The sequence below is a fragment of the Streptomyces specialis genome (assembly GCF_001493375.1).
GTDB lineage: Bacteria > Actinomycetota > Actinomycetes > Streptomycetales > Streptomycetaceae > Streptomyces > Streptomyces specialis.
In genome coordinates this window covers 364,455-378,418 of the sequence record NZ_LN929897.1, presented here as the reverse complement: position 1 = coordinate 378,418, position 13,964 = coordinate 364,455, and the positions used below count along the sequence as shown (strand labels likewise).

At 73.2% G+C, this 13,964-nt stretch carries 16 protein-coding genes; 7 read left to right on the top strand and 9 right to left on the bottom strand.

All coding sequences use genetic code 11. The features are described 5' to 3' along the window. The first annotated feature begins 49 nt into the window (after positions 1-49). Entirely contained in the window at positions 50-1,228 is a 1,179-nt protein-coding gene (locus tag BN2279_RS24450; protein ID WP_059013213.1) for an Mrp/NBP35 family ATP-binding protein, read from the top strand. Between the two features lie 82 nt (positions 1,229-1,310). On the opposite strand, the gene BN2279_RS24445 is transcribed toward BN2279_RS24450, so the two are convergent. The 3 genes from BN2279_RS24445 to sigE form a co-directional block, all read right to left on the bottom strand. Then, entirely contained in the window at positions 1,311-1,979 is a 669-nt protein-coding gene (locus tag BN2279_RS24445; protein WP_059013642.1) for a hypothetical protein, read from the bottom strand. A gap of 565 nt (positions 1,980-2,544) precedes the next feature. After that, positions 2,545-3,378, bottom strand: a complete 834-nt coding sequence (locus tag BN2279_RS24440; RefSeq protein ID WP_059013212.1) for an anti-sigma factor family protein — start codon at positions 3,376-3,378, stop codon at positions 2,545-2,547. Continuing rightward, positions 3,375-4,175 carry an RNA polymerase sigma factor SigE gene (gene sigE / locus BN2279_RS24435; protein WP_199827789.1) on the bottom strand — a complete coding sequence of 267 codons (801 nt, stop codon included), beginning with the start codon at positions 4,173-4,175 and terminating at the stop codon, positions 3,375-3,377. The genes BN2279_RS24440 and sigE overlap by 4 nt, the downstream gene beginning before the upstream one ends. A gap of 103 nt (positions 4,176-4,278) precedes the next feature. Here sigE and BN2279_RS24430 point away from each other — a divergent pair, with 103 nt between their 5' ends. Continuing rightward, the gene (locus tag BN2279_RS24430; protein WP_079032467.1) at positions 4,279-4,989 is read left to right on the top strand and encodes an O-methyltransferase; all 711 of its coding nucleotides are present in this window, start codon (positions 4,279-4,281) and stop codon (positions 4,987-4,989) included. Positions 4,990-5,076: 87 nt separating this feature from the next. Here BN2279_RS24430 and BN2279_RS28160 read toward each other — a convergent pair whose 3' ends face one another. After that, positions 5,077-5,244 carry a DUF3117 domain-containing protein gene (locus BN2279_RS28160; RefSeq protein WP_019434894.1) on the bottom strand — a complete coding sequence of 56 codons (168 nt, stop codon included), beginning with the start codon at positions 5,242-5,244 and terminating at the stop codon, positions 5,077-5,079. Between the two features lie 207 nt (positions 5,245-5,451). On the opposite strand from BN2279_RS28160, the gene BN2279_RS24425 reads away from it, so the two are divergent. Further along, positions 5,452-6,237, top strand: a complete 786-nt coding sequence (locus tag BN2279_RS24425; protein WP_059013640.1) for an enoyl-CoA hydratase-related protein — start codon at positions 5,452-5,454, stop codon at positions 6,235-6,237. Positions 6,238-6,262: 25 nt separating this feature from the next. Here BN2279_RS24425 and BN2279_RS24420 read toward each other — a convergent pair whose 3' ends face one another. Beyond that, positions 6,263-6,625 (bottom strand): DivIVA domain-containing protein, encoded by a 363-nt coding sequence (locus BN2279_RS24420; protein ID WP_324612862.1) that lies wholly within the window; start codon positions 6,623-6,625, stop codon positions 6,263-6,265. Positions 6,626-6,778: 153 nt separating this feature from the next. Here BN2279_RS24420 and folP point away from each other — a divergent pair, with 153 nt between their 5' ends. Beyond that, on the top strand, positions 6,779-7,639 hold the full coding sequence (gene folP, locus BN2279_RS24415) for a dihydropteroate synthase (RefSeq protein ID WP_059013210.1): 861 nt from the start codon (positions 6,779-6,781) through the stop codon (positions 7,637-7,639). Between the two features lie 24 nt (positions 7,640-7,663). Here folP and BN2279_RS24410 read toward each other — a convergent pair whose 3' ends face one another. Next, the gene (locus BN2279_RS24410; protein WP_059013209.1) at positions 7,664-8,407 is read right to left on the bottom strand and encodes an LOG family protein; all 744 of its coding nucleotides are present in this window, start codon (positions 8,405-8,407) and stop codon (positions 7,664-7,666) included. A gap of 59 nt (positions 8,408-8,466) precedes the next feature. Beyond that, complete coding sequence (gene dapE, locus BN2279_RS24405; protein ID WP_059013208.1) at positions 8,467-9,579, bottom strand: succinyl-diaminopimelate desuccinylase; 1,113 nt, start codon at positions 9,577-9,579, stop codon at positions 8,467-8,469. A 58-nt stretch (positions 9,580-9,637) separates the two neighbouring features. Between dapE and BN2279_RS24400 the strand changes: the two genes are divergently transcribed. Together BN2279_RS24400 and BN2279_RS24395 are read left to right on the top strand one after the other, a co-directional pair. Next, positions 9,638-10,570 carry a VldE C-terminal domain-containing protein gene (locus BN2279_RS24400; RefSeq protein ID WP_079032465.1) on the top strand — a complete coding sequence of 311 codons (933 nt, stop codon included), beginning with the start codon at positions 9,638-9,640 and terminating at the stop codon, positions 10,568-10,570. Positions 10,571-10,854: 284 nt separating this feature from the next. Next, complete coding sequence (locus BN2279_RS24395; RefSeq protein ID WP_059013207.1) at positions 10,855-11,265, top strand: hypothetical protein; 411 nt, start codon at positions 10,855-10,857, stop codon at positions 11,263-11,265. Positions 11,266-11,335: 70 nt separating this feature from the next. Here the strand turns inward: BN2279_RS24395 and dapC are convergent, their stop codons facing one another. Beyond that, positions 11,336-12,433, bottom strand: a complete 1,098-nt coding sequence (gene dapC / locus BN2279_RS24390) for a succinyldiaminopimelate transaminase (protein WP_059013206.1) — start codon at positions 12,431-12,433, stop codon at positions 11,336-11,338. 92 nt (positions 12,434-12,525) lie between these two features. Next, positions 12,526-12,852, bottom strand: coding sequence for a ferredoxin (gene fdxA / locus BN2279_RS24385; RefSeq protein WP_059013205.1), 327 nt, complete (start codon positions 12,850-12,852; stop codon positions 12,526-12,528). A 127-nt stretch (positions 12,853-12,979) separates the two neighbouring features. Between fdxA and BN2279_RS24380 the strand changes: the two genes are divergently transcribed. Continuing rightward, complete coding sequence (locus tag BN2279_RS24380; RefSeq protein WP_079032464.1) at positions 12,980-13,951, top strand: GNAT family N-acetyltransferase; 972 nt, start codon at positions 12,980-12,982, stop codon at positions 13,949-13,951. The last annotated feature ends 13 nt before the right edge of the window (positions 13,952-13,964 follow it).

Sequence of the window (13,964 nt, the reverse complement as noted above, 5' to 3'; positions counted from 1 at the left end):
TCCAAGGCCCGGTCCCCTCCAGTTGCTACCGAGCCGTACCATCGGGGGCATGGCTACCGACACTCCCCCAGCCTCGGGCGCGACGACCGGCACGGTCCCCACCGAGGAAGCCGTGCGCAACGCGCTGAAGCGGGTGAACGACCCCGAGATCCACCGCCCGATCACCGAGCTCGGCATGGTCAAATCGGTGGACATCGCCGCGGACGGAACGGTCACCGTGGGCGTGTACCTGACGATCCAGGGCTGTCCGATGCGCGACTCGATCACCGCGGAGGTGACCAGCGCCGTCCTCTCGGTCCCCGGGGTGACGGACGCGCGGGTCGAGCTGGACGTGATGAGCGACGAGCAGCGCAAGGAGCTGGCCGTCGCGCTGCGCGGCGGGCAGGCCGAGCGCGAGGTGCCGTTCGCCAAGCCCGGCTCGCTCACCCGCGTCTACGCGGTGGCGTCCGGCAAGGGCGGCGTCGGCAAGTCCTCGGTGACGGTCAACCTGGCGGCGGCGATGGCGGCCGACGGGCTGAAGGTCGGCGTCGTGGACGCGGACATCTACGGCCACTCGGTGCCGCGCATGCTGGGCACCGACGCGCGGCCCACCCAGGTCGAGAACATGATCATGCCGCCCACCGCGCAGGGCGTGAAGGTGATCTCGATCGGGATGTTCACGCCGGGCAACGCCCCCGTGGTGTGGCGCGGCCCGATGCTGCACCGGGCGCTCCAGCAGTTCCTCGCCGACGTCTACTGGGGCGATCTGGACGTGCTGCTGCTCGACCTGCCGCCGGGCACCGGCGACATCGCCATCTCGGTCGCGCAGCTCGTCCCGGGCGCGGAGATCCTGGTGGTGACGACCCCGCAGCAGGCGGCGGCCGAGGTCGCCGAGCGGGCCGGCTCGATCGCGGTGCAGACGCACCAGAAGATCGTCGGCGTCGTGGAGAACATGGCGGGCCTGCCCTGCCCGCACTGCGGCGAGATGGTGGACGTCTTCGGCACCGGCGGCGGTCAGCGGGTGGCCGAGGGCCTGACGCGGACGACGGGCACCGACGTTCCCGTGCTGGGTTCGATCCCGATCGACGTGCGGCTCCGGGAGGGCGGCGACGAGGGGAAGCCGGTCGTCCTGTCCGACCCCGACTCCCCGGCCGGGGCGGCGCTGCGCCGGATCGCGTCCTCGCTCGGCGGGCGGACGCGCGGCCTGGCGGGTCTGTCGCTCGGCATCACGCCGCGCAACAAGTTCTGACGGCGGGCCCGGAGCGGCGCCCGGTCGTGAGGGGTGGGTGGGCAGCGGAACACCGCCCACCCGCGGGCACGCGGCCGGGCCGCTACGCGTAGCTCTCGATGTCGGAGACCACGGCGAAGCCCAGGCCGTAGGCGCTCATGCCCCGCCCGTAGGCGCCGATGTGGACGTCGTGCTGCGCTGCTCCGGCGAGCACCCAGCCGTACTCGGACTCGCGGTAGTGGAAGTCGGTCGGCACGCCGTCGACCGGCAGGGACAGGGCCGACCAGCCGCCGCCGTGCAGGTCGTCGGCCAGCTCCCAGGCGATGGCGGTCTGCTGTTCCAGCCAGTCCTGCCGCAGGGCCCGTTCCATCTGGGGCGGCCAGGTGCACGACAGCAGGCCCGAGCCGGCCAGCCAGGCGGCGGAGGAGACCGAGGTGGCCTCCAGCACCCCCATACCGTCCGGGCTGCGCCGCACCGGGCGGCTGGCGACGGTCACCACGACGGCGAACCGCTGCTCCTCCTGGCCCAGCTCACCGCGCAGCGACGGCTCGTCCCCGTGGCCGGTGGAACCGTACTCGACGGCGCCGTCGGCCGCGGTCCCGACCTGCATCAGCCAGCGGGGGCCGGTGAACGCCTCGTCCAGCCCGTACCAGGGGAATCCGGCCCGCAGATAGCCTTCGACCGCGCGGCGCGCCCCGGGCACTCCCTGGCCCCCGGACGCGCCCGAGTCGCCTGTGGCGTCCTCCGGCTCTGCCCGACTCGTCGTCTCCATGTAACGCGACGCCTCCTCCATGCCCTCGTCCTGGGCTCACCCCGGACATAGGGAGGATAGCCATCCCCACCGGAGGCATCGGGCAGGCCAGGAGATCGGACGCGATCATATGCCCGCGAAGAGGAGCGTTTCCACTCAGGTGGCGTCGGGGTCTCAGGTATGTCTCTTATGTCTCTTATACACACATGACGCTGCCGACGAAGGAGATATCGGAGAGGCGAGGAGCAAAAAAAAAAGAAGCACGAACAGAGGAGAGATCATAGGTATGAATTGGTATTCACATTGTGTGGCGTATGTGGGGTGTGTGTCGTTGTTTTTATAATAAGACGACGTGTTGGGGCAGGAGTACGATCCTGTACGGCGGCAGCGTCAGATGTGTAGAAGGGGCTGACCGTAGGGCGGGGTGCCGTAAGGGTCGTGGCCCGGCCGGGCCTCGGGGTCCTCCCCCTGGCTCTGCCCGGAGGGTCCCCAAGAGGCGCCGTTCCCCTTGTCCATAGCCGCTTTCCGCATCGTGTCCGCGTCGTCCTGTCCCGGTGGTGCATTCAACCAGATCAGTCGGCCGAAATCAGCGCGGGTTCACGGCTCCGAACAGGCTCGGGCCCGATGTGGTGGCCGCCGCCCCCGGCGAGATGGCCGGCTGGACCTCCAGACCGGACCGGAAGAGCGGGAAGAGCTGTCCGCTGGGCGCGATCGGCCCGGCCGGGGCGCTCAGCACCGCGAGACCGGCCGCCTGCGCCGTGGTCACGACGGCGGGCAGCCGAGACTCCTCGTCGGAGCGGCCCGTCACCGTGCGGGCCCCGCTCAGCGGTGTCGCCCCGCTGCCCGCGGCGACACTGCTGGCCGTCGCGGAGCCCGCGGTGGCCGGACCGCCGGTCCCCGTGGTGGTCATGGCGCCGCCGATGGCGAACGCCGCCAGCGAGACCGCGCCCGCGGCGGCGAAGGCGAGCCGGTGGCCCCGGTGCGCCCGGAGAGCCCCGGGCTCGTGTATCCGGAAGCCGCGGGCGGATCCGAGGCCGTGCGGGGCGAGCAGCGGCGGGCGCTGCCTGCCGCCGGGGAGCAGCCCGAGGCCGAACGGGGACGACCGGCCGCCCGGCGCGTCCGCCGGCGGACCGGCGGGCCCCGGGGGCTCCTGCGGCTCGCCGGACGCGCTCTCGTCGGCGGTGGACGGCAGACCCTGGAGCCGGGCGAGCAGCCCGTCGGAGGGGGCCGGCAGCGGGCTGGCGGCGAAGACGCTCTTCAGCTCCCGCTGGGCGTCCACCTCCGCCTTGCAGCTCGGGCAGGTGGCCAGGTGCGCCAGCACGCGATCGCGGCTGTCGTGGGACAGCTCGCCGTCGACGAGGGCGGCCAGGCTCTCCCCGAGGTGGTGGTCGGCCGGGCCGGTGTCAGCGGCACTGGTCACGCCGACCCGCCTTCCCCGGCACACGGCGCCGCGGGCACCGCGGCGAGAACGGCGTCGGCCCGCTCGCCGCGCACCCGCGGGGAGCGGTGGCGCAGCGCCTTGCGCAGGTGCGAACGCCCGCGGTGGATCCGGCTGCGGACGGTGCCGAGCTTCACCCCGAGGGTGGTGGCGATCTCCTCGTAGCTCAGGCCCTCGATGTCGCAGAGGACCACGGCGGCCCGGAAGTCGGGGGCGAGGGTGTCCAGCGCCTGCTGCACGTCGGCGTCGAAGTGCGTGTCGTTGAAGTACTGCTGAGGGGTGGGCTCGCGGCTCGGCAGCCGGTCGGCCGCGTCGTCGCCGAGGGCGTCGAAGCGGATCCGCTGCTTGCGGCGCACCGAGTCCAGGAACAGGTTCGTCGTGATGCGGTGCAGCCATCCCTCGAACGTGCCCGGCGTGTACGTGGACAGGGAGCGGAAGACCCGGACGAAGACCTCCTGCGTCAGGTCCTCGGCGTCGTGCTGGTTGCCCGTGAGGCGGTATGCCAGCCGGTAGACCCGCGCGCTGTGGGTGTTGACGATCTCTTCCCAGGACGGCGGGGCCCACGTCGTGCCGTCGGAGCCGTCGTTGAAGGTGGCGACGGCGGTGGTGGTGCCGTCGGCCGCGTCGGTGGTGGCCTGCGCGCGGTCGGCGTCAGCGATCTCGGTCACGGAATTCGGCCCGCCTGAAGACCTCAGAAGGCGTTTCAGCACCCCCCGGCCAGTGGACGTGGCCGCACCTCCCCTGTCGGCTCTGGTGGTGTCCAGTGGAGTCCCTACCATAGCCACCTGCCCCGTCAGCTCCGGATAAGCATTTCTGTCGGACTTAACGCGGCCGGCGCGTCCCGCGGCGGCCCGTATCGATCCAACGTCCGGTCCGGGCGCCCTGTTCCCCGGCGGAGTCGATACAGTCAAAGCGCGTGAAAGACGGGGACAGGAGAGGGTCATTACCGGCAACCGGCTGACGAGCTGGGCGTTCGCCGAGGCGTACGGCGCGCCGGACGCCGAGACTCCCGTAGGGGTGGCGCTGCGCTGGGCCCGTGACCGGTCGCGCGAGGCCGGGGTCCGTCCCGTCTCGCCGGGCACCGGGGACACCCTGCGCCTGCTGGCCATCGCCTCCGGCGCCCGGGCGGTCGTGGAGATCGGGACGGGCACCGGGGTGTCCGGGCTCTACCTCCAGGCCGGGATGCGGCCGGACGCCGTGCTCACCACGGTGGACATCGAGCCCGAGCGGCAGCAGTTCGCCCGGCAGGCGTTCCGGATCGCGGGCTTCGCCGCCAACCGGGCGCGCTTCATCCCCGGCCACGCCCTCGACGTCCTGCCCCGGCTCACGGACGGCGGCTACGACCTGGTGTTCTGCGACGGCGACCGTCTGGAGTACCTGGAGTGCCTCGCAGAATCGTTGCGGCTCCTGCGGCCCGGCGGGCTGCTGTGCTTCGCGGGGGTCTTCGCCAACGGCCGCACCGTGGACTCGGCGGCCCAGCCGACCGAGGTGCGCCGGCTGCGCGAGCTGCTGCGGGCGGTCCGGGAGAACGGCGATCTGGTGCCGGCGCTGCTGCCGGTCGGCGACGGCCTGCTGTGCGCGGCGCGGGCCTGAGACGCGCGGCGACAAGACGGCGCTGCCCCGGAACACCGTCCGGGGCAGCGCCGAAAGGTCGAGCGGATCAGCTCGGAGTGCGGCGGCTCAGCCGGTCACCTTCTTGAGCTCCTCGTCGAGCGCGACCGCCTCGTCCGGAGTCAGCTCGACGACGAGTCGGCCACCGCCCTCGAGCGGAACGCGCATGATGATGCCCCGCCCCTCCTTGGTCACCTCAAGCGGACCATCGCCCGTCCGCGGCTTCATGGCCGCCATGCTCGTTCCCCTTCCTGGACCAGCTCGTCGCAGCCGGCGAACGCGAGCGCCACCGGCGTCGAACACATTGCTTCAGGTCATTATCCCGCATGGAACGTCCTGATGACCAACATAGGGCGGTATCCCTTCGGCAACACGCCCGCGCAAAACCACTCAATTCGCCGATTGTCTCGCCGCGCCGAGGCCCTCTCGGTCATGCTGACCGCCATGAACGACACCGTGCTCTACGAAGTGACCGACGGTCTCGCGACTGTCACCCTGAATCGCCCCGAGGCGATGAATGCCCTGAATGTCGCGGCGAAGGAAGCGCTGCGGGACTCCTTGCGGCGCGCGGCGTCGGATTCCGGGGTGCGGGCCGTTCTGCTGACGGGCAACGGTCGCGCGTTCTGCGTCGGACAGGATCTCAAGGAACACATCGGGACGCTCGAAGGAGAAGGCGACCCGCTGGGGACCGTGGCACTCCACTACAACCCCATCGTGAGCGCGATCACCGGAATGCGGAAACCGGTCGTGGCGGCGGTGAACGGAGTGGCCGCGGGCGCCGGATTCGGCTTCGCGCTGGCCGCCGACTACCGGGTGGTGGCCGACGGCGCCACCTTCACGACGGCCTTCACGGACATCGCGCTGACGGCCGACTCCGGCCTTTCCTGGACGCTGCCCCGCGTGATCGGGGCCGGGCGCGCGGCGGATCTGCTGCTGTTCCCCAGGAAGGTGGACGCGGCCGAGGCCGAGCGGCTCGGCATCGCCCAGCGGGTGGTCCCCGGCGCGGAACTGGACTCGGTGGCCCGGGAGATCGCGCTGCGGCTGGCGCAGGGCCCGACCCGGTCCTACGCGGCGGTCAAGGAGGCGCTGGCGTTCGCCGCGGACCACTCGCTGGAGGAGACGCTGGAGGTCGAGGCCAGGCTCCAGGGCGAACTGGGCTCGTCGGCCGACCACCGGGCCGCCGTCACCGCGTTCGTCCGCAAGGAGCGTCCCGTCTTCCGCGGCGAGTGAGCCGCCGCCACGACCGGGCGGTGGCTCACTCCTGCTCGGCCGCCGGGGCCTCCTTCTGCGCCGGTGCCAGCGCCTGGGCGCCGGCCAGCGCCGTCTCCAGCTCGGTGATCCGCGCGTCCCGCTCGGCCAGCTCGGCGGCGAGCCGGTCCAGCACGTCGTCCACCTCGGCCATCCGGTAGCCGCGCGGGGCCACCGGGAGCCGCACCCGCACCACGTCGGACGGGCCGCCCGGCCGGTCCATGGGCAGCGGGTCGGCCAGCCGGCCCGGCTCGGCGCCCGCGAGCCCGCCGGTGGCCGGGCTGCCCGAGCCGTCGGAGCTGCCCAGCACCGCCAGCGTGACGGCGGCGATCACGATCACCATCGCGGCCATCAGAAACCAGAACAACACCCATGCCTCCCCTGGGCTCCACCATTCCCGTGCGGTTTCCCGCGTCCTCCTGCTGTGCCGATCGTCGCATGCCGGGGTGACACCGGGCGCGGGGAACGGGCGGTAGGTTCGGTGGAGAAGACGACGCCACGCCGGAACGGAGACCTGAGCGGGATGCTGCGCCTTGGCACGCGGGAGTTCGCGGCGGACGAGCCGGTGATCATGGCCATCGTGAACCGCACCCCCGATTCCTTCTACGACCAGGGCGCCACCTTCCAGGACGCCGCGGCCCTGGCGCGGGTGGAGGAGGCGGTGGCCGAGGGCGCCGCGATCATCGACATCGGCGGGGTCAAGGCGGGCCCGGGGGCCGAGGTGGACGTGACGGAGGAGATCCGCCGCACGGCCGGCTTCGTCGCGGAGGTGCGCCGCCGGTACCCGTCCGTGGTGATCAGCGTGGACACCTGGCGGCACGAGGTGGCCGAGGCGGTCTGCGCGGAGGGCGCGGACCTGCTCAACGACGCCTGGGGCGGCGTCGATCCGAAGCTGGCCGAGGTGGCCGCCCGGCACGGCGCCGGGCTGGTCTGCACCCACGCGGGCGGCGCCCGGCCCCGTACCAGGCCGCACCGGGTGGCGTACGACGACGTGATGGCGGACATCCTCCGGGTCACGGTCGGCCTGGCCGAGCGGGCGGTGGCGCTCGGTGTGCGGCGTGACGCGGTGCTGATCGACCCGGGCCACGACTTCGGCAAGAACACCCGGCACTCGCTGGAGGCGACGCGGCGGCTCGGCGAGATGACGGCGACCGGCTGGCCCGTGCTGGTGTCGCTGTCGAACAAGGACTTCGTCGGCGAGACGCTGGACCTGCCGGTCAAGGAGCGGCTGATCGGGACGCTGGCGACCACCGCCGTGTCGGCCTGGCTCGGCGCCCGGGTCTACCGGGTGCACGAGGTGGCCCAGACCCGGCAGGTGCTCCAGATGGTCGCGTCGATCGCCGGCCACCGCCCCCCGGCCGCGACCCGCCGCGGCCTGGCGTGACCCGGGGCCCCGGAGGGGAACCTCCTACGGCTTGGTGACCAGTTCGATCGCCTCGTCCACGTCGTCCGTGACGTGGAACAGGCCGTCGTCGCGCGGTGACGCCTTGCCCTGGGCGATCACCGTCTCGCGCAGCCACGCCGCCAGCCCGCCCCAGTAGCCGGTGCCGACCAGCACGATCGGGAACCGGGTCACCTTGCGGGTCTGCACCAGCGTCAGGGCCTCGAACAGCTCGTCCAGCGTGCCCAGGCCACCGGGCAGCACCAGGAAGCCCTGGGCGTACTTCACGAACATCGTCTTGCGCACGAAGAAGTACCGGAAGTTGACCCCGATGTCGACGTACTCGTTCAGCCCCTGCTCGAAGGGCAGCTCGATGCCGAGGCCGACCGAGACGCCGCCCGCCTCGCTCGCGCCCCGGTTCGCCGCCTCCATCGCGCCCGGGCCGCCGCCGGTGATGACCGCGAAGCCCGCGTCGGCCAGACCCCGGCCGATGCGCACGCCCAACTCGTACTCCGGCGAGTCCCGCCCCGTACGGGCCGAGCCGAAGACACTGACGGCCGGGCCGAGTTCGGCCAGGGCGCCGAAGCCCTCCACGAACTCCGACTGGATGCGCAGGACCCGCCACGGGTCGCCGTGCACCCAGTCCGACGGTCCCCGCGTGTCCAGCAGCCGCTGGTCCGCCTGGCCCGCCGTCACCTGGCCGCGCCTGCGCAGCACCGGGCCGAGGCGCTGCTCGCGCCGTTCGCCGGGGTCGGGGGTGCCGTCGCTCATGCCGTGCTCCTCGTCTCGTGCGTCCGGGACCACCGCCCGGCCTGTCAAGCAGCGTAAGGTCACGCGCCGCGGGGGCCCGTCAGCCAGGCGCGCAGCCGCTCCTCGCAGCGCAGAACGGTCGCGGTCGCCACCCGCTCGTCCCGCTTGTGGGCGAGATTCGGGTCGCCCGGGCCGTAGTTGACGGCCGGAACGCCGAGGGCGCTGAAGCGCGAGACGTCGGTCCAGCCGTACTTGGGGCGCGGCTCGCCGCCGACCGCCTCGATGAACGCCCGGGCGGCGGGGTGCGTCAACCCGGGCAGCGCCCCGGGCGAGTGGTCGTCCACGGTGAACGCGGCGACACCGCAGTCGGCGAATACCTCCCGGACGTGGGCCACGGCCTCGTCCTCGCCGAGGTCGGGCGCGTAGCGGTAGTTGACCGTGACCACGCACTCGTCGGGGATCACGTTGCCCGCCACCCCGGCCTCGATCCGGACGGCGTTGAGGCCCTCGCGGTACTCCAGGCCGTCGATGACCGGGCGGCGCGCCTCGTAGGCGGCCAGCCGGGCGAGCACCGGGGCCGCCGCGTGGATGGCGTTGGCGCCGGTCCAGCCGCGCGCCGAGTGCGCCCGCTGGCCGGCCATGCGCAGCAGCACGCGCAGCGTGCCCTGGCAGCCGCCCTCGACCTCGCCGCCGGACGGCTCCAGGAGGACGGCGAAGTCCCCGGCCAGCCAGTCGGGGTGGGCGGCGGCGACGCGGCCGAGGCCGTTGCGCGCGGCCTCGACCTCCTCGTTGTCGTAGAAGACGAAGGTCAGGTCGCGGTTGGGCGCGGGAACGGTGGCGGCGATCCGGAGCGCGACGGCCACGCCGGACTTCATGTCGCTGGTGCCGCAGCCCCACAGCACGCCGTCCGCGTCGAGGCGCGAGGGCACGTTGTCCGCGATCGGCACGGTGTCGAGGTGCCCGGCGAGGACCACCCGCTCCCCGAGGCCGTGTTGGGTGCGGGCCACCACGTTGTTGCCGTACCGGTCGACGCGCAGCCACGGCAGGGCCCGCAGCGCGGCCTCGACGGCGTCGGCGAGAAGCCGCTCGGAGCCGCTGACGGAGGGAATGTCGACCAGCCGCGCGGTCAGCGCGGCGGCGTCGAGGCCGAGGTCGAGGGGGAGCACGCCGGTTCCGGCCGCGGGGGATCGCATGGCCCTCACGGTACCCGGGCCACTCCCGACGGCCGGGGGGACCCGTTACCCTCGTCGCGTGCCCGAACGGACGTCCGCTCCCCGAAGCCGCCGCGTCGCCCGCGGCCTCTTCGTGGTGCTGTTGCTCGCCGGGCTCGGCGCGGGCGGGTACGCGGTCGTGCGGCTCGGCGAGGACGGTCCGGACGCGCCGCACTGCTCGGTGGCGCGGGCGGACGGCGAGCGGGCGTTCACGCTGGAGCCGCAGCAGGCCGCCAACGCGGCGACCATCGAGGCGGTGGCGTCCTCCCGCGGCCTGCCGGAGCGCGCGGTGACCATCGCCCTGGCCACGGCGATGCAGGAGTCCGCCCTGCGCAACGTGGACTACGGGGACCGCGATTCGCTGGGCCTCTTCCAGCAGCGGCCCTCGATGGGCTGGGGCAGCGAGGAGCAGGTCATGGACCCGGTGTACGCGGCCGGCGCGTTCTACGACCGGCTGGTCGAGGTGCCCGGCTACGAGACGATGCCGCTCACCGAGGCCGCGCAGGAAGTGCAGCGCAGCGCCTACCCGGACGAGTACGCCAAGCACGAGGACGAGGCGGAGCTGCTGGCCGGCGCGCTGACCGGGCGGGCGGCCGGGGCCCTGAGCTGCGTCTGGGAACCCGGTGAACCCGGGGAACCGGACGAGGTGTCGGGCGACCCGGAGGAGGTCCGGGCGCGGATGGTGCGGGAGTTCGGCGAGGCGGTGCGCCCGGTCGGCGAGGGCGCGGGGCTCACCGTGCCGGTGGCCGGGGAGGACGCGGACGGGCGCGGCTGGGAGCTGGCGCACTGGGCGGTGGCGCACTCCGCCGGGCTGGGCATCGAGCGGATCGTCTACGGGGACCGGATCTGGGAGGCGGACCGTTCGTCGGACGGCTGGCGGGAGTTCTCCGGGGACGACGCGGAGAACCCCGGCGCGGGCGGGGCGCCTTCCACCGAAGAGGTGCGGCTGTCCGTCCTGGTGCCGGAGGGCTGACCCTCCTTGCACAGGTGTGCGGGGAATTGTCCCTCGCCCCGGCAACTCCCTTTATCGCGGGCGCCTTTCCGGCGTTTTCCCGGACCGCCGGAATCGGCTTCGGGTGAATGGCGCGGATATGACGTTACGTCAAATGCCTCTGCCGTCCCGTCAATTCCCGGGAAGCGCACCCCAGATAATGCGATGCATTACCAATCCTTTACCATCTCCGGCCGCAACCTCACCGTGCCCGCGACCGATAGGCACAGCGTCCGAAACGCGCAACACTCCGGTAAAGGAGCATCATGTCCAACTCGCTGAAGCGCCACCTGGCCAAGGCCGCCCTCCTGCTCGCGGCGGGCGCCGCCCCCGTCGTCGCGGCGGCCGGCCAGGCGGGCGCCGCGGAGCAGCCGCAGTCCTCGGGGCTGAGCGGGCTCACCTCGTTGGACAACGGCGGGCTCGACGCCACGGTGGACGATGTCGCGGACACCGCCGTCGACGCGGCGGAGCAGATCGGCGGCGGAGCCGTCGAGGCCGCGCTGCCGATCCTCGCGCCCCTGGCCCACCAGGTCGTCGCGGACACCGGGCAGACGACCGGCTCCCTGGCGCAGGACGTCAGCCACACCCTCTCCGAGCGGGGCGCGGACCCCGAGAGCCTCGACGCGCTCGTCCCCGACCTCGCGGACCAGGACCTCAACGGCTTCCGTCTCCTCTGAAGGCGCGAGGCGGCACCAAGCCCCGGCACCGCGCGGCCCCGGAGCCCGGACGCACCGGCCCGGGGCCGGCTCACGCCAGGCGGCGCACCGCCTCCGCCACCCGCTCGTCGGTCGCCGTGAACGCCACCCGCACGAACCGGTCCCCCACTGGGCCGTAGAAGTCACCGGGCGCGACGAGGATGCCCAGCTCGCTCAGCGTCCCCACCGTCTCCCAGCACGGCTCGTCCCGCGTCGCCCACAGGTACAGCGACGCCTCGCTGTGCTCCACGCGGAACCCGCGCCCCAGCAGCGCGTCCCGCAGCGCCGCGCGCCGCGCCGCGTACCGCGCGCGCTGCTCCGCCACGTGTCCGTCGTCCCCCAACGCCGCGACCATGGCGGCCTGCACGGGCGCCGGCAGCATCATCCCGGCGTGCTTGCGGATGCCCAGCAGTTCCGTCAGGACGTCCGCGTCGCCGGCCAGGAACGCCGCCCGGTACCCGGCGAGATTGGACCGCTTGGAGAGCGAGTGCACGGCGACGACCCCCTGGGTGTCACCGCCGCAGACCTCGGGACGCAGCACCGAGGCCGGCTCCGCCGTCCAGCCCAGCTCCAGGTAGCACTCGTCGCTGACCACCAGCACCCCGTGCTCGCGGGCCCACGCCACGATCTCCCGCAGCTCACCGGGCGGGACGACCCGGCCGCTGGGGTTCGCCGGCGAGTTGAGCCAGAGCAGCCGCAGCCCGGCCGGGTCCAGCTCCAGCGGCGACCCCCGGTACGGCACCGGCTCCGCGCCCGCCAGTCGCGCCCCCACCTCGTACGTCGGATACGCCGGCTCGGGGAACGCCACCCGGTCGCCCGCGCCCAGACCGAGCTGCGCGGGCAGCGACGCCACCAGCTCCTTGGAGCCGATCACCGGCAGCACGTTGCGGTGGCCGAGACCACGGGCGCCCGTACGGCGCTCGCACCAGGCGACGATCGCGTCCCGCAGCTCCGGCGTGCCCCACACCGTCGGATAGCCGGGGCTGTCGCTCGCGGCGGCCAGGGCCTTCTGGATCACTTCGGGGACCGGGTCCACCGGGGTACCGACCGACAGGTCGACGATCCCGCCGGGGTGCGCGGCGGCGGTGGCCTTGTACGGTTCCAGGCGGTCCCAGGGGAAGACCGGAAGGCGGGCGGAGACGGACGGCACGGAAGGCTGCTCCTCACCTCAACGATTCGGTCCCGTACGGCGGGATGCCGCACGGGACCGGTAACGGGTGTCAAAGGCGGTGACGCCGAGCGTCACTCGTCATGCTCCTGCGGCGGCATCGCGGCGATCATCGGGTGGTCACGCTCGATGAGGCCCAGCTTGCTCGCCCCGCCCGGGGAGCCCAGCTCGTCGAAGAACTCGACGTTCGCCTTGTAGTAGTCCTTCCACTCCTCGGGAGTGTCGTCCTCGTAGAAAATCGCCTCGACGGGGCAGACGGGCTCACACGCGCCGCAGTCCACGCACTCGTCGGGGTGGATGTACAGCGAGCGCTGCCCCTCGTAGATGCAGTCGACAGGGCACTCCTCGATGCATGCCTTGTCCTTCAGGTCGACACAAGGCTCCGCGATGACGTAGGTCACGCTTCAGTCCTCCTCGTTGGGGGCGGTGATCCGCCATGATGCGCGCGGGAGCGCGGCGTCGTCGATGCTCAGCCTTAGTATCGCCGGTTGAGCATGGTAGGCGTACACGAGGGGGGAGCGGAAGACGGTGGAATTCTCCGGGGGCGCACGTCTCTCCGTTCGCATCACCGCCGCTGACGTGGGCAAACGCGTCTCGGTCCGGACCCTTACGGGGCCGGAGGCCCATCCGGCGCGTTTTACCGACACGATCGGTGTTCTCACATCGTGGACGGGTGGTGTGGTGAGCGTCACACGGCGCGACGGGCGGGTGGTGCGGCTGGCGGAGTCCTCGCTGGTCGCGGGCAAGGTCGTGCCCCCGACGCCGGCCCGTCCGCGCGGCATGCCGGCCGCGGGCGTGGCGGAGCTGACGGCGGTCGCCACGCGGAGCTGGACCGCGCCGGAGCGCGAGCGGATCGGTGACTGGCTGGCGCGGGCCGGTGGCGGCTGGACGCGGCGGGCCAACTCGGCGGTCGCGCTGGGCGAAGCGCCGCCCGACCTCGGCCGGCTGACGGACTGGTACGCGCGGCGCGGCATGCCCGTGAGCCTCCAGCTCATGACCGGCGCGGAGCTGCTCGCCGCCGACCTCGACCGGCGAGGCTGGGCCGCGTCCGGCCACACGCGGGTCATGGTGGCGCCGCTCGCGCCGGTGGCCGATCGTGAGCCGGACGAACGGGTGAGCGTGGGCCGCGAGTTGACCGCGCGCTGGCTGAGCGGCTGGCCCCGGGCCGCCGAGGCCCCCGAGGTGGCGCGCCAGGTCCTGACCGCCGGGCCCTCGGTGTGGTTCGCGACGGCCACCGGCCCGGACGGCCGTCCGGCGGCCGTCGGCCGCTGCGTGGTGGACGGCCGCTGGGCGGGTTTCTCCGCGGTGCGGGTGGACCCGGCCCACCGCCGCACCGGCCTGGCGACGGCGGTCATGGCCGCGCTGTCCCGGGCCGCCCTGGCGGACGGCGCGAGCGCCGCCCACCTCCAGGTGGAGACGGACAACGCCCCGGCCGGCGCCCTCCACACCCGCCTGGGCTTCGCCGAACATCACCAGTACCACTACCGGACCGCCCCGTAGGAACGGTCCCGGC

Bases quoted from the DNA above. Each gene is read 5' to 3' on its own strand.
- BN2279_RS24450 (WP_059013213.1), top strand. From the start codon at position 50: ATGGCTACCGACACTCCCCCAGCCTCGGGCGCGACGACCGGCACGGTC.
- BN2279_RS24445 (WP_059013642.1), bottom strand. From the start codon at position 1,979: ATGGAGACGACGAGTCGGGCAGAGCCGGAGGACGCCACAGGCGACTCG.
- sigE (WP_199827789.1), bottom strand. From the start codon at position 4,175: ATGGTAGGGACTCCACTGGACACCACCAGAGCCGACAGGGGAGGTGCG.
- BN2279_RS28160 (WP_019434894.1), bottom strand. From the start codon at position 5,244: ATGGCGGCCATGAAGCCGCGGACGGGCGATGGTCCGCTTGAGGTGACC.
- BN2279_RS24425 (WP_059013640.1), top strand. From the start codon at position 5,452: ATGAACGACACCGTGCTCTACGAAGTGACCGACGGTCTCGCGACTGTC.
- folP (WP_059013210.1), top strand. From the start codon at position 6,779: ATGCTGCGCCTTGGCACGCGGGAGTTCGCGGCGGACGAGCCGGTGATC.
- BN2279_RS24410 (WP_059013209.1), bottom strand. From the start codon at position 8,407: ATGAGCGACGGCACCCCCGACCCCGGCGAACGGCGCGAGCAGCGCCTC.
- dapE (WP_059013208.1), bottom strand. From the start codon at position 9,579: ATGCGATCCCCCGCGGCCGGAACCGGCGTGCTCCCCCTCGACCTCGGC.
- BN2279_RS24395 (WP_059013207.1), top strand. From the start codon at position 10,855: ATGTCCAACTCGCTGAAGCGCCACCTGGCCAAGGCCGCCCTCCTGCTC.